Raw genomic sequence first — 21,346 nt, forward strand, 5'->3', positions numbered from 1 at the left:
TACCGACCGGCTGTTGCGGCTGGGCGCGCCGGGGCTGGCTCGCTATAATCGCGCATTTCCCTGACGCCAGATGCCGAGACCATGACCGAGTCCGTCCTCGACTATATGAGCCGCCTTGGCCGCGATGCCCGCGCCGCCTCGCGGTTGCTCGCGCGCGCCGCCACCGCGCAGAAGAACCGCGCCCTGCTGGCCGCGGCCGATGCGTTGGACGCCGCCCGCGCGGAGTTGTCCCACGCCAACGAGCAGGACCTCGCCGCCGGCCGCGCCAATGGCCTGGAGCCGGCGATGCTGGACCGCCTGGCGCTGACCCCGGCGCGCATCGACGACATGATCGAGGGCCTGCGCCAGGTCGCCACGCTGCCCGACCCGATCGGCGAGATCCGCGACATGCGCTATGTGCCCTCGGGCATCCAGATCGGCAAGATGCGCGTGCCGCTGGGCGTGGTCGGGATCATCTACGAGTCGCGGCCGAACGTGACCATCGACGCCGCCAGCCTGTGCCTGAAGTCCGGCAACGCGACCATCCTGCGCGGCGGCTCCGAGGCGATCCACTCCAACCAGGCGATCGCCCGCTGCATCCAGCAGGGCCTGGCCGAGGCCGGCCTGCCGGCCGCCGCCGTGCAGGTGGTGGAAACCACCGACCGCGCCGCGGTCGGCGCGCTGATCAGCATGCCCGAATACGTCGACGTGATCGTCCCGCGCGGCGGCAAGGGCCTGATCGAGCGCATCAGCCGCGAGGCCAAGGTGCCGGTGATCAAGCACCTGGACGGCATCTGCCACGTCTACATCGATGTCGCCGCCGACCTGGACAAGGCGATTCGCGTCGCCGACAACGCCAAGACCCAGCGCTACGCGCCGTGCAACACCATGGAGACGCTGCTGGTGCATGCCGGCATCGCCGAGCGGGTGCTGCCGCCCCTGGCCACGATCTACCGCGAGAAGGGCGTGGAACTGCGCGGCGACGCCGCGACCCGCGCGCTGCTTGGCGCAGACGTGCTGGAGGCTACCGAGGAGGACTGGCGTACCGAGTACAACGCGCCGATCCTGTCGATCCGCATCGTCGACGGGCTGGACGCGGCGATCGAGCACATCAACACCTACGGCTCGCAGCACACCGACGCGATCATTACCGAGAACTTCAGCGATGCGCGGCGTTTCCTCGCCGAAGTGGATTCCGCTTCGGTGATGGTCAACGCCTCGACCCGCTTCGCCGACGGCTTCGAGTACGGCCTCGGCGCCGAGATCGGGATTTCCACCGACAAGCTGCACGCCCGCGGCCCGGTCGGCCTGGAAGGCCTGACCAGCGAGAAGTACGTCGTCTTCGGCGACGGTCACGTGCGCACCTGATGGGCAAACGTATCGGCCTGTTCGGCGGCACTTTCGACCCCGTGCATATCGGACATATGCGCAGCGCCGTGGAAATGGCCGAGCAGTTCGCCCTCGACGAACTGCGCCTGCTGCCCAATGCGCGGCCGCCGCACCGGGAAACCCCGCAGGTGTCGGCCGCGCAGCGGTTGGCGATGGTCGAGCGGGCGGTGGCGGGAGTCGAGCGATTGACGGTCGATCCCCGCGAACTGCAGCGCGACAAGCCGTCCTACACCATCGACACCCTGGAGTCGGTGCGGGCGGAGCTGGCGGCCGACGACCAGTTGTTCATGCTGATCGGCTGGGATGCCTTCTGCGGCTTGCCGACGTGGCACCGCTGGGAGGCGTTGCTGGATCACTGCCACATCGTCGTGTTGCAGCGTCCGGATGCCGACAGCGAGCCGCCGGAGTCGCTGCGCGACCTGCTGGCGGCGCGGAGCGTGGCCGACCCGCAGGCCCTGAAAGGGCCGGGCGGACAGATCACCTTCGTCTGGCAGACGCCGCTGGCGGTGTCCGCCACCCAGATCCGCGCGCTGCTGGGTGCCGGGCGCTCCGTGCGTTTCCTGGTGCCGGACGCGGTATTGAACTACATCGAGGCGCACCACCTGTATCGTGCGCCACACTGATAAAGAAACAGAGACCGACTCAATGCAAACCGAACAACTCGTCCAAGTGGCCATCGATGCCCTGGAAGACCTCAAGGCCCAGGACATCGTGACCCTCGATGTGCGGGACAAGACCAGCGTCACCGACTACATGGTGATCGCCTGCGGCAGTTCCAGCCGCCAGGTCAAGTCGCTGGCCGACAACGTCCTGACCAAGGCCAAGGAAAACGGCGTCAAGCCCCTGGGCAGCGAAGGCCTGGAGTCCGGCGAATGGGCGCTGCTCGACCTGGGCGACGTGGTGGTCCACGTGATGCTCCCGGCGACCCGCCAGTTCTACGACCTGGAGCGCCTGTGGCAGGGCGCCGAGCAGAGCCGCGCCCAGCACCAGCCGGAAGAGTGACGCCGGCATGCGGTTGCGCCTGATCGCGGTTGGCTCGCGCATGCCTCGCTGGGTCGAGGAAGGCTGGCAGGAATACGTCAAGCGCCTGCCGGCCGAGCTGTCCCTCGAACTGGTGGAGATCCCGCTCAACACCCGCGGCAAGAACGCCGACGTGGCGCGCCTGATCCGTCAGGAAGGCGAGGCCATGCTGGCGCGCGTCCAGCCGGGGGAACGGGTGGTGACCCTGGAGGTCGAAGGTCGGCCCTGGAGCACCGAGCAACTGGCTCGCGAACTGGATCGCTGGCGTCTCGACGCACGCACCGTGAATCTCATGGTCGGCGGCCCGGAAGGGCTGGCGCCGGAGGTCTGCGCGCGCAGCGAGCAGCGCTGGTCGCTGTCGCCGTTGACGCTGCCGCACCCGTTGGTGCGGATCCTGGTCGGCGAGCAGATCTACCGGGCCTGGACCGTGTTGTCCGGGCACCCCTACCACAAATAGTCCCCAGTCCCGATGCCGCAGCCGATCCACCTGAAAGACCACGAGAAAGACGCCCGCCTGGTGCGTCGGCGCGTCATCGTCGGGGCGGTGGCGGTGGTCTTGCTGACCCTGGTGCTGGTGGCGCGCATGTACCACCTGCAGGTGACCCAGTACGAGTACCATTCGACGCTGTCGGAGAACAACCGGGTCCATGTGCAGCCGATCCCGCCGACCCGCGGGATCATCTTCGACCGCAACGGCGTGATCATCGCCGACAACCGGCCGAGCTTCAGCCTGACCATCACCCGCGAACGCACCGAGGACCTGCAGAAGACCCTCGACACGCTGGTGGAGATCCTCGGCCTGACCGAGGACGACCGGGCCATCTTCGAGAAGCGCATGAAGCAGGGGCGGCGTCCGTTCGAGCCGGTTCCCATCATGTTCGAACTCAACGAGGAACAGATCGCCCGCATCGCGGTGAACCAGTTCCGCCTGCCGGGCGTCGACGTGGCGACCCAGTTCGTCCGCCACTACCCGCTGAAGGAGCACTTCGCCCATTCGGTCGGGTACGTCGGGCGGATCAACGAGCAGGAACTGAAGAACCTCGACCCGATCAACTACAGCGGCACCCACCATATCGGCAAGACCGGCATCGAGCGCTTCTACGAGAGCGAGTTGCACGGCACGGTTGGCTACGAGGAAGTCGAGACCAACGCCCGCGGGCGGGTGCTGCGGGTGCTCAAGCGCACCGACCCGATTCCCGGCAAGGACATCGTCCTGAGCATCGACAGCCGCCTGCAGGAGGCCGCCGAGAACGCCCTGGCCGGGCGGCGGGGCGCCATCGTGGCGATCCAGCCGTCCACCGGCGACGTGCTGGCGATGGTCAGCCAGCCGAGCTACGACCCCAACCTGTTCGTCACCGGCATCAGCTTCAAGGCCTATGCCGAGCTGCGTGACTCCATCGACCGGCCGCTGTACAACCGCGTCCTGCGCGGGCTCTATCCGCCGGGCTCGACGGTGAAGCCGGCGGTGGCGCTGGCCGGCCTCGACGCCGGGGTGGTCACGCCGACCTCGCGGGTCTTCGACCCCGGCTACTACCAGTTGCCCAACTACGACCACAAGTACCGTAACTGGAACCGCTACGGCGATGGCTGGGTGAGCCTGGAGTCGGCGATCTACCGGTCCAACGACACCTATTTCTACGACCTCGCGCACAAGCTGGGGATCGACCGCCTGCACGCCTTCATGAGCCGCTTCGGCTTCGGCCAGAAAGTCGCCCTGGACATGTTCGGCGAAGCCGACGGGCTGATGCCCTCGCGCGAATGGAAGCGCAAGACCCGCCGCCAGGTCTGGTACCCGGGCGAGACCCTGATCCTCGGCATCGGCCAGGGCTACATGCAGGCGACGCCGATCCAACTGGCGCAGATGACCGCGCTGCTGGCCAACAAGGGCCACTGGATCCGCCCGCACCTGGCCAAGACCATCGACGGCCAGCCGCCGGTCGATCCCGACCCGATGCCCGACATCGTGCTGCGCGACCCGGCCAACTGGGACCGCGTCGACTACGGCATGCAGCAGGTGGTGCATGGCGCCCGCGGCACGGCGCGCAAGGTCGGCGCCACTTCGGCCTACCTGATCGCCGGCAAGAGCGGTACCGCCCAGGTGGTGGCGATCAAGCAGAACGAGCGCTACGACCGCTCCAAGCTGCTCGAGCGGCACCGCGACCACGCCCTGTTCGTCGGCTTCGCGCCGGCCAACAACCCGCAGATCGCGGTGGCGGTGATGGTGGAGAACGGCGAGTCCGGCTCCGGCGTCGCCGCCCCGGTGGTCAAGCAGGTGATGGACGCCTGGCTGCTCGACGAGCACGGCAAGCTCAAGGCCGAATACGCGGAACCCGTCGCGCCGCTCGCGGCGGCGGTGGCCAAGCCCGAACCCACGGCAGCCGAGCCGGAGGCGCCCGCCCTTGAACAGTAACTTCGACCGCACCCTGTCCAACGAAGACGTGATGCGCCGGCGCGCCAGCCTGTTGCAGCGCCTGCACATCGACGGGATTCTCCTGCTGCTGTTGCTGATCCTCGGCGCCACCGGCCTGTTCGTCCTCTATTCGGCGAGCGGCAAGAGCTGGGACATGCTGATGAAGCAGGCCACCTCGTTCGGCCTGGGACTGGGCATGATGGTGGTCATCGCCCAGATCGAGCCGCGCTTCATGGCCCGCTGGGTGCCGCTGGGCTACCTGGTGGGGGTCGCGCTGCTGGTGGTGGTCGACGTGATCGGCCACGACGCCAAGGGGGCGACGCGCTGGATCAACATCCCCGGGGTGATCCGCTTCCAGCCCTCGGAGTTCATGAAGCTGCTGATGCCGATGACGGTGGCCTGGTACCTGTCCAAGCGCAACCTGCCGCCGGGGCTCAAGCACATGGTGATCAGCCTGGCGATCATCATCACCCCGTTCGTGCTGATCCTGAAACAACCCGACCTCGGCACCGCCATGCTGATCCTCGCTTCCGGCGGCTTCGTGCTGTTCGTCGGCGGCCTGCGCTGGCGCTGGATCGTCGGCGCGGTGTCGGCGGCGGTGCCGATCGCCGTGGCGATGTGGTTCTTCATCATGCACGACTACCAGAAACAGCGGGTGCTGACCTTCCTCGACCCGGAAAGCGACCCGCTGGGCACCGGCTGGAACATCATCCAGTCTAAGGCGGCCATCGGTTCCGGCGGGGTATTCGGCAAGGGCTGGCTGCTGGGCACCCAGTCGCACCTGGATTTTTTGCCGGAAAGCCACACCGACTTTATCATTGCGGTCCTCGGCGAGGAGTTCGGCCTGGTCGGCGTCTGCCTGCTGCTGGTGCTCTACCTGCTGCTGATCAGTCGTGGCCTGGTGATCACCGCCCAGGCGCAGACGCTCTACGGCAAACTGCTGGCCGGTGGCATCACCATGACGTTTTTCGTTTATGTCTTCGTGAATATCGGTATGGTGAGCGGGTTGTTGCCGGTGGTGGGGGTACCGCTGCCTTTCATTAGTTATGGCGGAACTTCGCTGGTTACCCTGTTGTCAGGGTTCGGGGTTCTGATGTCGATCCATACCCATCGGAAGTGGATCGCCCAGGTTTGAGACCAAGAGTGAAGAACGCAATGCAAGTACTGCGTACATGGGCGGCCAGGGGCGTCCAATGGGTCGGCGTAGCCGGCGTCATTGGCCTGTCCGGGGCGGCCCAGGCGGGGGACTACGACGGCTCGCCGCAAGTGGCCGAGTTCGTCAGCGAAATGACCCGCGACTACGGCTTCGCCGGAGAGCAGCTGATGGGGCTGTTCCGCGACGTGAACCGCAAGCAGTCGATCCTCGATGCGATCTCGCGCCCGGCCGAGCGGGTCAAGCAGTGGAAGGAATACCGGCCGATCTTCATCAGCGACGCGCGCATCAGTCGTGGCGTCGACTTCTGGAACAAGCATGCCGAAGACCTGGCGCGGGCGGAGAAGGAATACGGCGTGCCGGCCGAGATCATCGTCTCGATCATCGGCGTGGAAACCTTCTTCGGCCGCAACACCGGCAGCTACCGGGTGATGGACGCGCTGTCCACCCTCGGCTTCGACTACCCGCCGCGAGCCGACTTCTTCCGCAAGGAGTTGCGCGAGTTCCTCCTGCTCGCCCGCGAACAGCAGGTCGACCCGCTCAGCCTGACCGGCTCCTACGCCGGCGCCATGGGCCTGCCGCAATTCATGCCGAGCAGCTTCCGCGCCTACGCGGTGGACTTCGACGGCGATGGCCACATCAATATCTGGAGCGACCCGACCGACGCCATCGGTAGCGTCGCCAGCTACTTCAAGCAGCACGGCTGGGTCACCGGCGAGCCGGTGGTCTCGGTGGCCGAGATCAACGACGAGAGCGCCGAGAGCGCGGTGACCAGGGGCGTCGACCCGACCATGAGCCTGGGTGAGCTGCGTGCCCGCGGCTGGCGCACCCACGATGCGCTGCGCGACGACCAGAAGGTCACGGCGATGCGTTTCGTCGGCGACAAGGGCATCGAGTATTGGGTCGGTTTGCCGAACTTCTACGTGATCACCCGCTATAATCGCAGCGCCATGTATGCCATGGCGGTTTATCAGCTGGCGGGCGAGATTGCCCGCGCGCGAGGTGCCCATTGAGCAAGCGTGTCCGCTCCTCCCTGATCCTGCCCGCCGTCTGCGGCCTCGGGCTGGCGGCCGTGCTGTTGAGCAGTTGCTCCAGCAAGGCGCCCCAGCAGCCGGCCAGGCAGGCGGGCATTTCCGGGCCGGGCGACTATTCCCGTCCGCATCGCGACGGCGCCCCCTGGTGGGACGTCGACGTGTCGCGGATCCCCGATGCGGTACCGATGCCGCACAACGGTTCGGTGAAGGCCAACCCCTACACCGTGCTGGGCAAGACCTACTACCCGATGAACGATGCGCGGGCCTACCGGATGGTCGGCACCGCGTCCTGGTACGGCACCAAGTTCCACGGCCAGGCCACCGCCAACGGCGAGACCTACGACCTCTACGGCATGACCGCCGCGCACAAGACCCTGCCGTTGCCGAGCTATGTGCGGGTGACCAACCTGGACAACGGCAAGAGCGTGATCGTCCGCGTCAACGACCGCGGCCCGTTCTATTCCGACCGGGTCATCGACCTGTCCTTCGCCGCGGCGAAGAAGCTCGGCTATGCCGAGACCGGCACCGCGCGGGTCAAGGTCGAAGGCATCGACCCGGTGCAGTGGTGGGCCCAGCGCGGCCGGCCGGCACCGATGGTCCTGGCGCAGCCCAAGCAGGCGGTGGCCCAGGCCGCTCCCGCCGCGGCGCAGACGCAGGCGGTGGCGATGGCCCAGCCGATCGAGACCTACACTCCGCCGCCGGCGCAGCACGCGGCCGCCGTGCTGCCGGTGCAGATCGACTCAAAAAAAAACGCTTCATTACCAGCCGATGGCCTGTATCTCCAGGTGGGCGCCTTCGCCAACCCGGATGCGGCGGAGCTGCTGAAGGCCAAGCTGAGCGGCGTGACGGCTGCGCCGGTGTTTATCAGCTCGGTCGTGCGCAACCAGCAGATTCTGCACCGGGTGCGGCTGGGACCGATCGGTTCGGCGGACGAGGTTAGCCGCACCCAGGACAGCATCCGCGTGGCCAACCTTGGCCAGCCGACGCTGGTACGCCCCGACTGAGCGCCTACTCACGCAGGGAATTCCCGCAAGGGATTGTTTGACCATTGGTAGAACCAGAGAGACGGATGAACATCACCACTATCGCGAAACGCTTGTCACTGCTTGTCCTGTTCATCGCCCCTACGGCTGGCTGGGCTGCTGAATCCATGGTTCCGGCGCCGCCGCAACTGGCCGCCAAGTCGTACGTCCTGATGGACGGCGAGAGCGGCCAGGTTCTGGTCGAGAACAACGGCGACCAGCGCCTGCCGCCGGCCAGCCTGACCAAACTGATGACCGCCTACATCGCCACCAAGGAGATCGAGGCCGGCCGCATCGGCGAGAACGACCTGGTCACCGTCAGCGAACATGCCTGGCGCACCGGCGGTTCGCGGATGTTCATCAAGGTCGGCAGCCAGGTCTCGGTGAGCGACCTGCTGCATGGCATCATCATCCAGTCCGGCAACGACGCCAGCGTCGCCCTGGCCGAGCATATCGCCGGCAGCGAAGACGCCTTCGCCGACATGATGAACACCACCGCGCAGAAGCTGGGCCTGACCAACTCCCACTTCATGGACGCCACCGGCCTGCCCAACCCGGACCACTATTCCTCCGCCCGCGACATGGCGGTGCTGGCCCGCGCGATCATCTACGGCGAGCCGAGCCACTACGCGATCTACGCGCAGAAGGAATTCCTCTGGAACAACATCAAGCAGCCGAACCGCAACCTGCTGCTGTGGCGCGACAAGACCGTCGACGGCCTGAAGACCGGCCACACCGACGAAGCCGGCTACTGCCTGGTGGCTTCCGCGGTACGCGACGGCCAGCGCATGATCGCGGTGGTGTTCGGCACCAACAGCGAGCAGGCCCGCGCCGCCGAGACCCAGAAGCTGCTGACCTATGGCTTCCGCTTCTTCGAAAGCCGCAACTTCTACAAGAAGGGCACCGAGCTGACCAAGGGCCTGGTCTGGAAGGGTTCCGAGCATGAAGTGAAAGCCGGCCTCGCCGAAGACCTGACCATGACCCTGCCGCGCGGCCAGATGCAGAAGCTGCAGGCCAGTATGGTCCTGGAGCCGCAGCTGATGGCGCCGATCCAGCAGGGCCAGGTGATCGGCAAGGTGGAAGTGAAGCTGGACGACAAGGTCATCCGCAGCGCCGACCTGGTCGCCCTCAACGCCGTCGAGGAGGGTGGTTTCTTCCGCCGCCTGTGGGATAGCATCCGCCTGTTCTTCTACGGTTTGTTCAACTGACCGACCGGCGCCCGCCCGCTCACGAGGCCAGCGGGCGCCCGTCCCCGCGGACCACGGGTCCGCCGCCGCCATGACCGATACCCCTGACGTTCAACCCCCGAAAATCGAATTCCCCTGCGAGCGTTATCCGATCAAGGTGATCGGCGACGCCGGCGAAGGTTTCTCCGACCTGGTCGTGGAAATCATCCGGCGCCACGCGCCGGATCTCGACGTCGAGACCCTGGTGGTCCGCGACAGCAGCAAGGGGCGCTTCCTCTCGGTGCAGGTGCTGATCACCGCCACCGATGTCGACCAACTGCAAGCCATCCATAACGACCTGCGCGCGACCGGACGCGTGCACATGGTGCTCTGATGGGACTCGAGCTGGGCTTCCGTGAGCTCGGCGAGGTTCCCTACGAACCGACCTGGCATGCCATGCAGCGCTTCGTTGCCGAACGCGACAAATCGGTAATGGACGAAGCCTGGCTGTTGCAGCACCCTGCGGTCTTCACCCAGGGGCAGGCCGGCAAGGCCGAGCATGTGCTGTTCCCCGGCGACATCCCGGTGATCCAGGTGGATCGCGGCGGCCAGGTGACCTACCACGGCCCCGGCCAGTTGGTCACCTACCTGCTGCTCGATGTCCGCCGCCTGGGACTGGGCGTGCGCGAGCTGGTCAGCCGGATCGAGCAGAGCCTGATCGGCCTGCTGGCGTCCTATGACGTGCAGGCCGTGGCCAAGCCGGACGCGCCGGGTGTCTACGTCGACGGGGCGAAGATCGCCTCCCTCGGCCTGCGCATCCGCAACGGCTGTTCCTTCCATGGCCTGGCGCTGAACCTGGACATGGACCTGCGACCGTTCCAACGAATCAATCCCTGCGGCTACGCCGGGATGCCCATGACCCAACTGCGCGACCTGGTTGGGCCGGTGGATTTTGCCGAGGTGTGTACCCGATTGCGCGCTGAGCTCGTCTCACGCCTTGGCTACGCTGAACAGAAGACCCTTACGGGCGGGATCGAACTGACATGAGCACTGTTGTGGAGAAGTCCGGAGAAGCCAAGCCGGGCAAGGTGGAAGTCGGCGTGAAGCTGCGCGGCGCGGAAAAGGTCGCGCGGATTCCGGTGAAGATCATTCCCACCGAGGAACTGCCGAAGAAACCCGACTGGATCCGCGTGCGCATCCCGGTTTCCCCCGAGGTCGACCGCATCAAGCAACTGCTGCGCAAGCACAAGCTGCACAGCGTCTGCGAAGAGGCGTCCTGCCCGAACCTGGGCGAGTGCTTCTCCGGCGGCACCGCGACCTTCATGATCATGGGCGATATCTGCACCCGACGCTGCCCGTTCTGCGACGTCGGTCATGGCCGGCCGAAGCCGCTGGACGTCGACGAGCCGACCAACCTGGCCATCGCCATCGCCGACCTGCGGCTGAAGTACGTGGTGATCACCTCGGTGGACCGCGACGACCTGCGCGACGGCGGCGCCCAGCACTTCGCCGACTGCCTGCGCGAGATCCGCAAGCTGTCGCCGGGGATCCAGCTGGAAACCCTGGTGCCCGACTATCGCGGTCGCATGGACATCGCCCTGGAGATCACCGCCAACGAGCCGCCGGACGTGTTCAACCATAACCTGGAGACGGTACCGCGCCTGTACCGCTCCTCGCGGCCGGGCTCGGACTTCGAGTGGTCGCTGGACCTGCTGCAGAAGTTCAAGCAGATGGTTCCGCACGTACCGACCAAGTCCGGGCTGATGCTCGGCCTGGGCGAGACCGACGATGAGGTCATCGAGGTCATGCAGCGGATGCGCGAGCACGACATCGACATGCTGACCCTCGGCCAGTACCTGCAGCCGTCGCGCAACCACCTGCCGGTGCAGCGCTTCGTGCATCCGGACACCTTCGCCTGGTTCGCCGAGGAAGGCGAGAAGATGGGCTTCAAGAACGTCGCGTCCGGCCCGCTGGTGCGTTCGTCCTACCATGCCGACCAGCAGGCGCACGGCAACAAGATCGGCTGATCTACGCCGCGCCAATGCCTCCGACGCCGCGTCCCTGCACAGGGACGCGGCGTTTTTCGTTGGGCAGCCACCAAGCCTCTTCGGACGTAGGACGAACAACCGCTTGCGGTTATCCGCCGGCGCGTAGGTGAGTACCGTTTGCGCTCATCCCTGTGCGGTAACGAAGCGACTGCGCTGGCCGAGCTGCCGCACCGCCTCGATCAGTGCCTCGGCCGCCAGGCTGGATTGGCGCGAGAAGGCGTAGAAACGCGCCTCCGGCAGCGGCGGAAAACCCTGTTCCGGGCCCAGTTCGCGCAGCCCCTCGCGCATCTGGCTGCGCGCCACCACTGTCACGGCGAAACCGGCCAGCGCGGCGGACAGGCAGCCGGCCATGCTGGCGCTCTCGAACACCAGGCGCCAGGGACGTGCAGCGGCGCCGAGGGCTGTAATCGCCGCTTCGCGGTAGACGCAGGGTTCGGGGAACAGCGCCAGCGGCAGCGGTTCGCCCACGGGCAGCTCGATCGCGGTCGCCGCGGCCCAGACCAACGGTTCCTCCCAGAGCAGTTCGCCGTCGTCTCCGACCCGCCGGCACTGCTTGCCGAACACCACGTCGGTGCGCCCCTGGGCCTGCTGGCGGAGCAGGTCGGTGGTGATACCGACCTTGAGTTCGATGGATGCTTCGGGGTGCCAGCGGCGAAAGCGTTGCAGGACGCGTGGCAGCCAGGCGCTGGCGAAGTCCTCCGAAGCGCCGATACGCAGGCGGTCGCGGATCGGCGTGCCGTGCAGCCTGGCGCGGGCCTCGCGCTCCAGCTCGACGATGTTGCGGGCATAGGCGTAGAGCGTCTCGCCCGCCTGAGTCAGCTCCAGGCGGCGGGTGGTGCGGCTGAGCAGGCTGACGCCGGCTGTCTGTTCCAGGCGCTTGATATGCCCGCTGACCGCGGAGGGAGTGAGCGCGAGATTGTCCGCGGCGAGGGCGAAGCCGCCGCTGTCGACCACTTCGAGAAAGGTACGCAACAACACGATATCCAGGGATTGGGAGGTGGGGACGGCAAGCTCCATGAGGTCTTCCATTCATCTCGTTTCATGAATAGTAGACGCTAACTATTCATGAATCACCCTTGGCAAGCGTCCTAGGATGTCCCTTCTTTCTCTTGGAGAGGTCCGATGAGCCGCTATGCCTTCGTTTCCGCCGATGTCCTGGATATCGCCTACCTGGAGTGGAATCCGCAGGGGGCGCGCAGCGCCGTCTTGTTGCACGGTTGGCCGGACAGCCCGCATACCTGGAAAGACCTGGCGGAGTCCCTGGCGGACGCCGGCTATCGGGTGCTGGCACCAGCCCTCCGGGGATTCGCCCCGACCCGCTTCCGCGATGCGTCTACTCCGCGCAGCGGGCAACTGGCGGCTCTGGCTTGCGATCTGCTGGCATTCGTCGACAGCCTGGCATTGCAACGTCCCCTGCTGGTCGGCCATGACTGGGGGGCTCGCGCGGTGGCTAGTGCCTGCGGACTGCGCGAGGGCGTAGCCTCGCACCTGGTGATGCTCTCGGTGGGGTACGCCAGCAACGATCCGCAGCAAGTTCTTTCCCTGCCGCAGGCCCGTAGCTTCTGGTACCAGTGGTTCATGGCTACGCCACGCGGAGAGCGCGCGCTGCGCGAGGAGGGCGAGGCGTTCGCCCGGCAGATGTGGGACACCTGGTCGCCGCCGGGATGGTATGCCGAGCGCGATTTCCAGGAGGCCGCCCAGGCCTTCTCCGGGCCGGACTGGGTGGCCGTGGTGCTGCACTATTACCGGCATCGCTGGGGCTTCGTCGCGGGGGAGCCGCGCTACGGGGCGGCGGAACAGCGCTTGCTCCCGGCACCGCGCCTGGCGCTGCCGACCCTGGTGCTGCACGGCGGCGCGGATGCCTGCACCCACCCCGACGGCTCCCGCGGACGCGAGCACTACTTCAGCGGGCGCTACCAGCGGCTGGTGCTGGAGAGCGTCGGCCATTTTCCGCAGCGCGAGGCGGCCGCCCAGGTGGCGGACGCTATCCTGCGGTTCTGCGCGGATGACTAGGTCCTGGACACCGCAGCGGCGGATAACGCCCATGGCGTTATCCGCCCTACGAACCGGTGTGCCGCGAGCGGTCGCGGCGGACGTGGGGGCGTAAGCTCCGCCGGTGGCCCTATGGCGTCCGCAGGCGGTCGAGCAGCGCCGGGGTCGGATAGCCGTCCGCCGGCCAGCCGAACTCCTGCTGGCAGGCGCGGATCGCCTTGCGCGTATTGGCGCCGATGATGCCATCCACCGCGCCCGGATCGTGTCCGCGGGCGGCCAGTTGCCGTTGCAGCTCGATGCGCTGCGAGCGGCTCAGCGGAACATCCTCCAGCGGCCAGGCGCCGACTATCCGGCCGCCGCCCTTGAAGCTGTCGGCGAGCAGGCCGACGGCCAGGGCATAGGCACTGGAGTTGTTGTACTTGAGGATGGCGCGGAAGTTGTGCAGCACCAGGAAGGCCGGGCCGCGGTGCCCGGCCGGCAGCAGCAGCGAGGCCTGTTCGCCGGAGAGCCCGGAGGGCAGGGGGCCGCCGTTGACACCTTGTACGCCCATCCCTTGCCATTCGCCCAGGGGCTTGCGGATGGTGAGTTCCGCCAGGGAATAGTCGAAGCCTGCCGGCAGGCGGACTTCGAAACCCCAGGGTTGTCCGGCGATCCAGCCGGAGGCTTTCAGGTAGTTGGCGGTGGAGGCCAGGGCGTCGCCGGGCGAGCCCCAGATGTCACGCTTGCCGTCGCCGTCGAAGTCCACGGCATACTGGTTGTAGGTGGTCGGGATGAACTGGGTCTGGCCCATGGCGCCGGCCCAGGAGCCGATCATGAAGGAGGCCGGAACGTCGCCGTGCTGGAGAATCTTCAGGGCGGCGAGCAACTGGGCGTGGGCGAATTCCGGGCGGCGTCCTTCATAGGCGAGGGTCGCCAGGGAGCGGATCACGTTCTTGTTGCCCATGTGCGAACCGTAGTTGCTCTCCATGCCCCAGATCGCCACCACCGCATCCGCATCCACCGCATAGCGCGCGTCGACTTCGCCGAGGATGCGCGCATGCTGCGCCAGGCGCGCCTGGCCCTGGCGAACGCGCAGCGGATCGAGGGCGCCTTCCAGGTACTTCCATACCGGTCGGGTGAATTCCGGCTGGCTGCGGTCTGCTTCGACCACGGCGGGATCGGGCTGGACGCCGGCGAAGGCGCGATCGAAGGTCTGCGCATCGATTCCACCGGCCAGCGCCTGTTGACGGAAGGCGTCGCGCCACTGTTCGAAGCTTTGCCCAGGCTGGGCCTCGTTCGGCGCGCCAGCGGGCACCGAGGCGGCCGGGCCGGCGCCGGAGAAGGGCGCCTTGGTCTGCAGGGGAGCGGCAGGCTGGTTGTATTCGACTGTCGGATTCTTCTGCGCGCAGGCGCTGGAGAGGCCAAGCCCCATGGCGACGACGGTGCTGCCCAGCAGCCCGCTCACCTTCAGCAGGGCGGATCGTTCGGGGTTACGCATTGCTCTCCTCAGCAGGGTCCTCGGGACGGGCCACCTTAGCACGCCGGCCAGGACGCGTCTGCCGTCGTTGGACGCGCCGGCGGGGCCCCGGGTTCGCCAATGTGGTTCCATCGGCGCGGTGGATATCGTTCGCCATATGTTCGGTCACTGTCGGGCGGCCAATGGTTTCGTCCGTACCGCTCCGCCGCCTGTCGAAGCCTCGCGGCGCACCCGAGTCGGGATCGGCGACGGGTCGCGCGGCATGCTCGAGGCCTTCGACTTCTTCTTCCTGGCCTTCGTTCTGCGCGACATGGCTACCCGCTTCGGCGTCGGCATCGAACGCCCGAGCCTGGTTCGTGCGCTGCAATGGCCAGAGGGTTGCCAGTCGGCCGCGCGGGATGTCGAGGCCGCGGATCATGATGGAGGAACCATTGGCTTTTCGCCCAACCCGATGGGGCCAGGGCTTGCGCGCCGACGATAGTGTGCCCATGGGCGGCAGGCTGGCGGTGGGGTTGGTCTTGTCGACGGGCTTCGGGCGGGGTAGGCGGGGCGCGTGGGTGAGGAGGGCGTTGCGGGAGGATGGACCAGCGGCTGTTTCAGGCCGCCATAACGAAAGAAGCCTCCCAGTTACGGGAGGCTTCGCGGCGGTAGCTGCCTTTGCCTTTCTTCGCCTGTTCCTGGCGGCTGCGGAACAGTGGCTGGGCGACCAGGGATTTGGCCTTGTTCGGCCGCTTGCTTTTCTTTGCCATGGCATAGGTCCTCGAAGGTGATCGGGCTGGCGCTCGCCAGCGCGCGCATCATCTGCCTGTCGCCGCGGATTGTCCAGTGCCGGTTGCGCCTTCAGGCTGCCGGCAGGCCGAGGCGCTGGCCGGCGAGGCTCAGGGCGAGAAGCGAGAGACCGCTCCAGGGGCTGCCGGGTGCCTGTCCCTTGATCTGCGCGTCGATCAACTGGGCATCCCTCAGCATCTGGTTCCAGCGGCTGCTGGAGTGGCGTTGCAGGGCACGGGTCAGCAGCGGACGGCGCTTGTCCCAGACCGGCGGACGCGCCTGGGCGAAGGCTTTCTCCAGCGGGATGCCCTGGCCGTATTGCTGGGACAGGCCAGCCAGCAGGCGGATCTCTCGGGCCAGGCCCCAGAGGATCACCGGCGGCTCGATGCCTTCGCCGCGCAGTCCTTCCAGGATGCGCAGGGCGTGGGCCGCTTCACCGCCAAGGGCAGCGTCGATCAGGCCGAAGACATCGAAGCGTGCGCTGTCGGCGACCGCGGCCTGTACGGTGGCGGCGTCGATCTGGTTGCCCTCGGCGAGCAGCTTGAGCTTTTCGATTTCCTGGGCGGCGGCGAGCAGGTTGCCTTCCACGCGCGCGGCGATCAGCTCCAGGGCCTCGGGGCTGGCGGACAGGCCGGCCTGGGACAGGCGCTGGCGAATCCACTGCGGCAACTGGTGGACGTCGACCGGCCAGACCTGGATGAACTGCGCGGCGTTGCCATCGATCAGGGCCTTGGCCCACTTGGTCTTCTGCGTGCTGCCATCGAGCTTGGGCAGACTGAGCAGGAGCACGGTGTCTTCCGGCGGCCGTTGCAGGTATTCCTGGAGAATCGCCGCGCCTTTGTCGCCGGGCTTGCCGGAGGGCAGGCGCAGTTCGATCAGGCGCTTCTCGGCGAACAGCGACAGGCTGGCGCCGGCCTCCAGCAGCAAGCCCCAATCGAAGTTGGCTTCGGCATTGAATACCTGGCGCTCGCCGAAGTCGCGCTCGCGGCAGGCCTGGCGAATGGCATCGCAGGCTTCCTGGCAGAGCAGCGGTTCATCGCCGCTGACGACATAGACGGGCGCCAGGGGGCCCTGGAGGTGCTTGGCGAGTTGCGCGGGAGTCAGCTTCATAGGAGAAGACGGGGCCGGCGAAACCGGCCCCGGGGCATCACGGGGTGGGGAACTCGATCGGCGACTGCTGCGGCTCGGCGGCGCGGCGCTGGCGCTCCGCCTCGTCGGCGGCGCGCAGGGCTTCGGCTTCCGCCTTGGCCTTGGCTTCTGCCTGGCGCTGGGCTTCGTCGAGTTGCGCCGGGGTCAGCGCCTGGAGGCGCATGGACAACTGCTGGATCAGGTCGCGCCGCATCTCGCTGCGCAGCTGCGCGGCTTCCTGGTCGGAACCGATCAGGTTGTTTTCGTCGTGCACGTAGACCTTCTGCACCTGTACCTGATTGCTCATCAGGACCAGGTCGTTGGCGCCGACGATCTCGTAGTTGATCGTGTTGGTCAGCTCGAACTCCGCGCCGCGCGCGGAACCGGTGTAGCTGACGGTGCGCTGCTGGTTGTCCTCGCGGACCAGCACCAGGTGGTAGGGCGCGTTGCTGGTGACCTTCACGCCGCTGTTTTCCAGGGTTTCCTTCAGTTCGCGCACGGTCGGGCCGTAGGCGTTGCGCGCGGACACGTCGATTTCCTTGAGCGCGAATTGCGCATCGCCCAGGCCGCGCAGTTGGAAGCCGCAGGCGGCCAGCAGGGTGGTCATACCGATCAGCGCGGCGCTGGTCAGGATACGTTTCATCAAGCTTCCCTCACTCCTGTTGATCAGCGCCCCCGGATGGCCGGGGGCGTCCAATGGAATCGCGTATCAGTTGGCGACGATGTTGACCAGTTTGCCCGGTACCACGATGACCTTGCGGATGCTCAGGCCTTCGGTGAAACGCAGCACGTTCTCGTTGGCGCGCGCGGCGGCCTCGACATCCTCGCGGCTGGCGCTGGCGGCCACGTCGATGTGTCCGCGCAGCTTGCCGTTGACCTGCACCACCAGTTGCAGGGTGTCCTGCACCAGTGCGCTCTCGTCGACGCTCGGCCAGCGCGCATCGATCACCGCTTCGGCATGGCCGAGCTGGCCCCAGAGCACGTGGCAGATGTGCGGAGTGATGGGCGCCAGCAGCAGGACCACGGTTTCCAGGCCTTCCTGGATCAGGGCGCGGTCCTGGGCGTCCTGGTTCGGCGCCTTCTCCAGCACGTTCATCAGGGTCATCACCGCGGCGATGGCGGTGTTGAACTTGTGGTGCTGGCCGACATCCTGGCTGGCCTGCCTGATCGCCAGGTGGATGGCGCGGCGGACCTGCTTCTGCGCGTCGCTCAGGGCGGCGACGTCCAGCGCGCCGGGGAGGCCGGCGCTGACGTGGGCGTGAGCCAGGCGCCAGACGCGGCGGAGGAAGCGGTTGGCGCCCTCGACGCCGGCGTCCGACCACTCCAGGCTCATGTCCGGCGGCGAGGCGAACATCATGAACAGGCGGCAGGTATCGGCACCGTACTGGTCGATCATCGATTGCGGGTCGACGCCGTTGTTCTTCGACTTCGACATCTTCTCGGTGCCGCCGATCTCGACCGGCTGGCCGTCGCTCTTCAGGCGCGCGCCGACGACCTTGGCCTTGGCGTCACGCTCGACCTCGACGTCGGCCGGGTTGAACCAGTCCTTGCCGCCGTTGGCGGTGGTCCGGTAGTAGGTATCGGCGACCACCATGCCCTGGGTCAGCAGGTTCTTGAACGGTTCGTCGCTGCCGACCAGGCCTTCGTCGCGCATCAGCTTGTGGAAGAAGCGCGCATAGAGCAGGTGCAGGATGGCGTGCTCGATGCCGCCGATGTACTGGTCGACCGGCAGCCAGTAGTCGGCCGCCTTCCTGTCCAGCATGCCGCCTTCGAACTGCGGGCAGGCGTAGCGGGCGAAATACCAGGACGACTCGACGAAGGTGTCCATGGTGTCGGTTTCGCGCTTGGCCGGCTGGCCGCATTTCGGGCAGTTGCATTCGTAGAATTCCGACATCTTCGCCAGCGGCGAACCGGAGCCGTCCGGTACCACGTCTTCCGGCAGCACCACCGGCAACTGGTCGGCCGGCACCGGGACGTCGCCGCAAGCCTCGCAGTGGATGATCGGGATCGGGCAGCCCCAGTAGCGCTGGCGGCTGATGCCCCAGTCGCGCAGGCGGAACTGGGTGCGCGCCTGGCCCAGGCCCTTGGCCTCGAGGTCGGCGCCGATGGCGTCGAAGGCGGCCTGGTAGCCGAGGTTGTCGTACTTGCCGGAGTTGACGGTGAGCACGGACTCGTCCTTGGCGCCGTACCACTCCTTCCAGACGCTGGACTCGAAGTCGTTGTCGCCCTCGACCTTGGCGATCACCTGGCGGATCGGCAGGCCGTACTTGTTGGCGAACTCGAAGTCGCGCTCGTCATGGCCGGGCACCGCCATCACCGCGCCTTCGCCGTAGTTCATCAGCACGTAGTTGGCGACCCATACCGGCAGCTTGTCGCCGGTCAGCGGGTGTTCGACGAACAGGGAAGTGGCCATGCCTTTCTTCTCCTGGGTGGCGATGTCGGCCTCGGCGACGCCGCCGCGCTTGCATTCGTCGATGAACGCCTGCAACTGCGGGTCGTTCTGCGCTGCCTGGGTGGCCAGCGGGTGTTCGGCGGCGACGGCGACGTAGGTGGCGCCCATCAGGGTGTCCGGACGGGTGGTGAACACCTTCAGTTGGCCGGCGTGGCCGATGGAGGCCTGGTCGTAGGGGAAGCCGATCTCCATCCCGCGCGACTTGCCGATCCAGTTGCGCTGCATGGTCTTCACCTGCTCCGGCCAGCCGGGCAGGTTGTCGAGGCTCTCCAGCGGTTCCTCGGCGTAGGCGGTGATCTTGAAGTAGTACATCGGGATCTCGCGCTTCTCGATCAGCGCGCCGGAGCGCCAGCCGCGCCCGTCGATCACCTGCTCGTTGGCGAGTACGGTCTGGTCGACCGGATCCCAATTGACCGTGCCGTTCTTGCGGTAGATCACCCCTTTTTCGAACAGGCGGGTGAACAGCCACTGCTCCCAGCGGTAGTAGTCCGGCTTGCAGGTGGTGACCTCGCGGCTCCAGTCGATTGCCAGGCCGAGGCTGTCCAACTGCGACTTCATGTAGGCGATGTTGTCGTAGGTCCAGGCCGCCGGGGCGACGTTGTTCTTCATCGCGGCGTTTTCCGCCGGCATGCCGAACGCGTCCCAGCCCATCGGCTGCAGCACGTTGCGGCCCTGCATGCGGTGGTAGCGGCTGATCACGTCGCCGATGGTGTAGTTGCGCACGTGGCCCATGTGCAGCTTGCCGCTCGGATACGGGAACATCGACAGGCAGTAGAACTTCTCCTTGTCGGGTAGCTCCCTGACGAGGAAGGACTGGTGTTCTTTCCAGTAGTTCTGGGCCTGGGTTTCGATCTCGAGTGGCTGATATTGCTCGTGCATGGCGCTACTTAGACGTGACTGTTCGAAAGCCTCGTAGCATACATGACCCCCACTCCTGTCGATAGCCCGCGCCGTTTGTCGCCGGGGGCGGTTCAGCCGAACGGGAACGCTAAGCTTGCCCTATGGGCCGTCGATGGCTGGCTGCCCAGTGGTACCTTCAGAGGTGTTCGATGGCTGAGCTGCAACGCGCGAGTGTGACGGGAGGTGGGCTGTACGAGAGGCTGCTGCAGCGTCTCGCCCTGGCTCTGGATGAAGCGGATACGGCCGAGCGCCTGCGTGACGAGCATCCCACGGAGCTTGAGTTGCGTGGTTTGAGCGAAGCGGAGATGGGGCTGATACGCGCCTATCTCGACCAGGACCTGCACTGGTTGCGCGGCTGGCATGCGGCCGCCGAGGAGCTGGCGCTGCTCGAGCGCCAGCCCGGCAGGACACCCCGGCCGCCCCGGCCGCAACCGCCGGCGCCCCGTCGCCACGTCTCGTTGAAACAGCGGCAACTGCTCTGTGCGCTCTGCGGTGCGCCGGTGCAGTGGAGCAAGGGGCATGGCGTGTTGCCGTGCGGCCATTGCGGCTCGCAACTGTTCCGTTCGGGCAACGGCCGCTAGGGTCTCTTTCCGGGAAGTTTCGCCAGGCGTCGCGCAATCCTTTAGATTGCCTCTTCCGACAGGGAGGGGGCGATGCCGATCCGTTATTTCTTCAAGCAACTTCTGCTGCCGCCGGGCGGCCTGTTGCTGCTGCTGTTTTTCGCTTTCTGGTGGCGCACCAGCCGACCGAGGCTGGCGCGGCTGTGCGGTGTCTGCGGGTTCTTCGGTCTGTGGCTGATGAGCATGCCGCTCAGCGTGGAGTGGATGGCGCGCTGGCTCGAAAGCGAACCGGCCCTGCTGGCGGAGGATCTGCCGGGCCTGGCGCAGCGCGCCGACGCCATCGTCATCCTCGGTGCCGGCCGGCAGACCAACGACCCGGCCTGGGGCGACGATGCGCCGAGCCTGCTGGCGGCCGAGCGGCTGCGCTATGCCGCGCGGCTGGCCAAGACCTCGGCGCTGCCGGTACTGATCAGCGGCGGGTTGCATTACGGACGCCCGCCCAGCGAGGCGGCGCTGATGGCCAATGCCCTGTTGCAGGACTTCGGCGTGCCGACGCGCTGGCAGGAAGGTCTCAGCCGTACCACCTGGGAAAACGCCACCCTGAGCGCCCCGCAGTTGCGCGAGGCCGGCGTGCGCCGGGTGGTGCTGGTGACCCAGGCCTGGCACATGCAGCGGGCACGCTGGAGCTTCGAGCGCCAGGGGTTCGAGGTGATCCCGGCGCCGGTCGGCTTCCTCGGCGGGGCCAACCTGCGGCCCTTCGGCGGCTGGCTGCCGGAAGCGCAGGCCTTCTGGCAGAGCGGCATGCTGCTGAACGAGGCGATCGGCCTGGTCGGCTATCGCCTGTTCTACCGCTGAGACGCAACCGGCGC

The 21,346-nt window shown here is 67.0% G+C and carries 22 protein-coding genes; 15 read left to right on the forward strand and 7 right to left on the reverse strand.

Features of this window, described 5'->3' with window-relative positions; genetic code table 11:
- Nucleotides 1-81: 81 nt before the first annotated feature.
- From HMPREF2716_RS24455 to lipA, 12 genes are all read left to right on the forward strand, one after another.
- Nucleotides 82-1,347 carry a glutamate-5-semialdehyde dehydrogenase gene (locus HMPREF2716_RS24455; RefSeq protein WP_003114089.1) on the forward strand — a complete coding sequence of 422 codons (1,266 nt, stop codon included), beginning with the start codon at nucleotides 82-84 and terminating at the stop codon, nucleotides 1,345-1,347.
- Nucleotides 1,347-1,991 (forward strand): nicotinate-nucleotide adenylyltransferase, encoded by a 645-nt coding sequence (gene nadD / locus HMPREF2716_RS24460; RefSeq protein ID WP_003093199.1) that lies wholly within the window; start codon nucleotides 1,347-1,349, stop codon nucleotides 1,989-1,991. The genes HMPREF2716_RS24455 and nadD overlap by 1 nt, the downstream gene beginning before the upstream one ends.
- 22 nt (nucleotides 1,992-2,013) lie before the next feature.
- A complete protein-coding gene (gene rsfS, locus HMPREF2716_RS24465; protein WP_003100305.1) occupies nucleotides 2,014-2,370 on the forward strand; it encodes a ribosome silencing factor in 357 nt (118 codons plus the stop codon).
- Between the two features lie 7 nt (nucleotides 2,371-2,377).
- Nucleotides 2,378-2,845: a 23S rRNA (pseudouridine(1915)-N(3))-methyltransferase RlmH gene (gene rlmH, locus HMPREF2716_RS24470; RefSeq protein ID WP_003093193.1), complete on the forward strand. Its 468-nt coding sequence runs from the start codon at nucleotides 2,378-2,380 to the stop codon at nucleotides 2,843-2,845.
- A gap of 12 nt (nucleotides 2,846-2,857) precedes the next feature.
- Nucleotides 2,858-4,798 (forward strand): penicillin-binding protein 2, encoded by a 1,941-nt coding sequence (gene mrdA / locus HMPREF2716_RS24475; RefSeq protein ID WP_003093191.1) that lies wholly within the window; start codon nucleotides 2,858-2,860, stop codon nucleotides 4,796-4,798.
- 31 nt (nucleotides 4,799-4,829) lie between these two features.
- Complete coding sequence (gene rodA / locus HMPREF2716_RS24480; protein WP_003114090.1) at nucleotides 4,830-5,933, forward strand: rod shape-determining protein RodA; 1,104 nt, start codon at nucleotides 4,830-4,832, stop codon at nucleotides 5,931-5,933.
- Nucleotides 5,934-5,941: 8 nt separating this feature from the next.
- Complete coding sequence (gene mltB / locus HMPREF2716_RS24485; protein ID WP_003132500.1) at nucleotides 5,942-6,964, forward strand: lytic murein transglycosylase B; 1,023 nt, start codon at nucleotides 5,942-5,944, stop codon at nucleotides 6,962-6,964.
- A complete protein-coding gene (gene rlpA / locus HMPREF2716_RS24490) occupies nucleotides 6,961-7,989 on the forward strand; it encodes a septal ring lytic transglycosylase RlpA (protein ID WP_003100310.1) in 1,029 nt (342 codons plus the stop codon). The genes mltB and rlpA overlap by 4 nt, the downstream gene beginning before the upstream one ends.
- Before the next feature lie 65 nt (nucleotides 7,990-8,054).
- On the forward strand, nucleotides 8,055-9,215 hold the full coding sequence (locus tag HMPREF2716_RS24495; RefSeq protein ID WP_003093182.1) for a D-alanyl-D-alanine carboxypeptidase family protein: 1,161 nt from the start codon (nucleotides 8,055-8,057) through the stop codon (nucleotides 9,213-9,215).
- 70 nt (nucleotides 9,216-9,285) lie between these two features.
- Nucleotides 9,286-9,567: a DUF493 domain-containing protein gene (locus HMPREF2716_RS24500; protein ID WP_003093179.1), complete on the forward strand. Its 282-nt coding sequence runs from the start codon at nucleotides 9,286-9,288 to the stop codon at nucleotides 9,565-9,567.
- Nucleotides 9,567-10,220, forward strand: a complete 654-nt coding sequence (gene lipB, locus HMPREF2716_RS24505; protein WP_003093177.1) for a lipoyl(octanoyl) transferase LipB — start codon at nucleotides 9,567-9,569, stop codon at nucleotides 10,218-10,220. Before HMPREF2716_RS24500 ends, lipB begins: the two co-directional genes overlap by 1 nt.
- Nucleotides 10,217-11,200 carry a lipoyl synthase gene (gene lipA / locus HMPREF2716_RS24510; RefSeq protein WP_003119196.1) on the forward strand — a complete coding sequence of 328 codons (984 nt, stop codon included), beginning with the start codon at nucleotides 10,217-10,219 and terminating at the stop codon, nucleotides 11,198-11,200. The genes lipB and lipA overlap by 4 nt, the downstream gene beginning before the upstream one ends.
- 144 nt (nucleotides 11,201-11,344) lie before the next feature.
- Here the strand turns inward: lipA and HMPREF2716_RS24515 are convergent, their stop codons facing one another.
- Nucleotides 11,345-12,238 carry a LysR family transcriptional regulator gene (locus tag HMPREF2716_RS24515; RefSeq protein ID WP_073650782.1) on the reverse strand — a complete coding sequence of 298 codons (894 nt, stop codon included), beginning with the start codon at nucleotides 12,236-12,238 and terminating at the stop codon, nucleotides 11,345-11,347.
- A gap of 105 nt (nucleotides 12,239-12,343) precedes the next feature.
- On the opposite strand from HMPREF2716_RS24515, the gene HMPREF2716_RS24520 reads away from it, so the two are divergent.
- Nucleotides 12,344-13,234, forward strand: coding sequence for an alpha/beta fold hydrolase (locus tag HMPREF2716_RS24520; protein WP_003119198.1), 891 nt, complete (start codon nucleotides 12,344-12,346; stop codon nucleotides 13,232-13,234).
- A gap of 109 nt (nucleotides 13,235-13,343) precedes the next feature.
- On the opposite strand, the gene HMPREF2716_RS24525 is transcribed toward HMPREF2716_RS24520, so the two are convergent.
- The 6 genes from HMPREF2716_RS24525 to leuS form a co-directional block, all read right to left on the reverse strand.
- Nucleotides 13,344-14,690 (reverse strand): lytic murein transglycosylase, encoded by a 1,347-nt coding sequence (locus HMPREF2716_RS24525; protein WP_003118255.1) that lies wholly within the window; start codon nucleotides 14,688-14,690, stop codon nucleotides 13,344-13,346.
- The gene (locus HMPREF2716_RS29630; RefSeq protein ID WP_153274348.1) at nucleotides 14,683-15,087 is read right to left on the reverse strand and encodes a hypothetical protein; all 405 of its coding nucleotides are present in this window, start codon (nucleotides 15,085-15,087) and stop codon (nucleotides 14,683-14,685) included. Before HMPREF2716_RS29630 ends, HMPREF2716_RS24525 begins: the two co-directional genes overlap by 8 nt.
- A 178-nt stretch (nucleotides 15,088-15,265) precedes the next feature.
- On the reverse strand, nucleotides 15,266-15,418 hold the full coding sequence (arfA, locus tag HMPREF2716_RS24535) for an alternative ribosome-rescue factor A (protein WP_003093169.1): 153 nt from the start codon (nucleotides 15,416-15,418) through the stop codon (nucleotides 15,266-15,268).
- A gap of 91 nt (nucleotides 15,419-15,509) precedes the next feature.
- Nucleotides 15,510-16,547: a DNA polymerase III subunit delta gene (gene holA, locus HMPREF2716_RS24540; protein ID WP_003093168.1), complete on the reverse strand. Its 1,038-nt coding sequence runs from the start codon at nucleotides 16,545-16,547 to the stop codon at nucleotides 15,510-15,512.
- Between the two features lie 37 nt (nucleotides 16,548-16,584).
- The gene (lptE, locus tag HMPREF2716_RS24545) at nucleotides 16,585-17,208 is read right to left on the reverse strand and encodes an LPS-assembly lipoprotein LptE (RefSeq protein ID WP_003100322.1); all 624 of its coding nucleotides are present in this window, start codon (nucleotides 17,206-17,208) and stop codon (nucleotides 16,585-16,587) included.
- A gap of 66 nt (nucleotides 17,209-17,274) precedes the next feature.
- Nucleotides 17,275-19,896, reverse strand: coding sequence for a leucine--tRNA ligase (gene leuS, locus HMPREF2716_RS24550; RefSeq protein WP_070622034.1), 2,622 nt, complete (start codon nucleotides 19,894-19,896; stop codon nucleotides 17,275-17,277).
- Nucleotides 19,897-20,066: 170 nt separating this feature from the next.
- Here leuS and HMPREF2716_RS24555 point away from each other — a divergent pair, with 170 nt between their 5' ends.
- Together HMPREF2716_RS24555 and HMPREF2716_RS24560 are read left to right on the forward strand one after the other, a co-directional pair.
- Nucleotides 20,067-20,498, forward strand: a complete 432-nt coding sequence (locus HMPREF2716_RS24555; RefSeq protein WP_003114329.1) for a hypothetical protein — start codon at nucleotides 20,067-20,069, stop codon at nucleotides 20,496-20,498.
- 72 nt (nucleotides 20,499-20,570) lie between these two features.
- Complete coding sequence (locus tag HMPREF2716_RS24560; RefSeq protein ID WP_003100328.1) at nucleotides 20,571-21,332, forward strand: YdcF family protein; 762 nt, start codon at nucleotides 20,571-20,573, stop codon at nucleotides 21,330-21,332.
- Nucleotides 21,333-21,346: the final 14 nt, after the last annotated feature.

Source organism: Pseudomonas sp. HMSC076A11, from assembly GCF_001810205.1.
Classification (GTDB): Bacteria; Pseudomonadota; Gammaproteobacteria; order Pseudomonadales; family Pseudomonadaceae; genus Pseudomonas; species Pseudomonas aeruginosa.

What these genes read in the sequence shown, in the direction of transcription:
- HMPREF2716_RS24525 (WP_003118255.1), bottom strand. Translation starts at nt 14,690, where the DNA reads ATGCGTAACCCCGAACGATCCGCCCTGCTGAAGGTGAGCGGGCTGCTG.
- rsfS (WP_003100305.1), top strand. Translation starts at nt 2,014, where the DNA reads ATGCAAACCGAACAACTCGTCCAAGTGGCCATCGATGCCCTGGAAGAC.
- HMPREF2716_RS24560 (WP_003100328.1), top strand. Translation starts at nt 20,571, where the DNA reads ATGCCGATCCGTTATTTCTTCAAGCAACTTCTGCTGCCGCCGGGCGGC.
- HMPREF2716_RS24555 (WP_003114329.1), top strand. Translation starts at nt 20,067, where the DNA reads ATGGCTGAGCTGCAACGCGCGAGTGTGACGGGAGGTGGGCTGTACGAG.
- HMPREF2716_RS24495 (WP_003093182.1), top strand. Translation starts at nt 8,055, where the DNA reads ATGAACATCACCACTATCGCGAAACGCTTGTCACTGCTTGTCCTGTTC.
- HMPREF2716_RS24455 (WP_003114089.1), top strand. Translation starts at nt 82, where the DNA reads ATGACCGAGTCCGTCCTCGACTATATGAGCCGCCTTGGCCGCGATGCC.
- mrdA (WP_003093191.1), top strand. Translation starts at nt 2,858, where the DNA reads ATGCCGCAGCCGATCCACCTGAAAGACCACGAGAAAGACGCCCGCCTG.
- leuS (WP_070622034.1), bottom strand. Translation starts at nt 19,896, where the DNA reads ATGCACGAGCAATATCAGCCACTCGAGATCGAAACCCAGGCCCAGAAC.
- lptE (WP_003100322.1), bottom strand. Translation starts at nt 17,208, where the DNA reads ATGAAACGTATCCTGACCAGCGCCGCGCTGATCGGTATGACCACCCTG.
- lipA (WP_003119196.1), top strand. Translation starts at nt 10,217, where the DNA reads ATGAGCACTGTTGTGGAGAAGTCCGGAGAAGCCAAGCCGGGCAAGGTG.
- HMPREF2716_RS24500 (WP_003093179.1), top strand. Translation starts at nt 9,286, where the DNA reads ATGACCGATACCCCTGACGTTCAACCCCCGAAAATCGAATTCCCCTGC.
- holA (WP_003093168.1), bottom strand. Translation starts at nt 16,547, where the DNA reads ATGAAGCTGACTCCCGCGCAACTCGCCAAGCACCTCCAGGGCCCCCTG.
- arfA (WP_003093169.1), bottom strand. Translation starts at nt 15,418, where the DNA reads ATGGCAAAGAAAAGCAAGCGGCCGAACAAGGCCAAATCCCTGGTCGCC.
- nadD (WP_003093199.1), top strand. Translation starts at nt 1,347, where the DNA reads ATGGGCAAACGTATCGGCCTGTTCGGCGGCACTTTCGACCCCGTGCAT.
- HMPREF2716_RS29630 (WP_153274348.1), bottom strand. Translation starts at nt 15,087, where the DNA reads ATGATCCGCGGCCTCGACATCCCGCGCGGCCGACTGGCAACCCTCTGG.
- rlmH (WP_003093193.1), top strand. Translation starts at nt 2,378, where the DNA reads ATGCGGTTGCGCCTGATCGCGGTTGGCTCGCGCATGCCTCGCTGGGTC.
- rodA (WP_003114090.1), top strand. Translation starts at nt 4,830, where the DNA reads ATGCGCCGGCGCGCCAGCCTGTTGCAGCGCCTGCACATCGACGGGATT.
- lipB (WP_003093177.1), top strand. Translation starts at nt 9,567, where the DNA reads ATGGGACTCGAGCTGGGCTTCCGTGAGCTCGGCGAGGTTCCCTACGAA.
- HMPREF2716_RS24515 (WP_073650782.1), bottom strand. Translation starts at nt 12,238, where the DNA reads ATGGAGCTTGCCGTCCCCACCTCCCAATCCCTGGATATCGTGTTGTTG.
- HMPREF2716_RS24520 (WP_003119198.1), top strand. Translation starts at nt 12,344, where the DNA reads ATGAGCCGCTATGCCTTCGTTTCCGCCGATGTCCTGGATATCGCCTAC.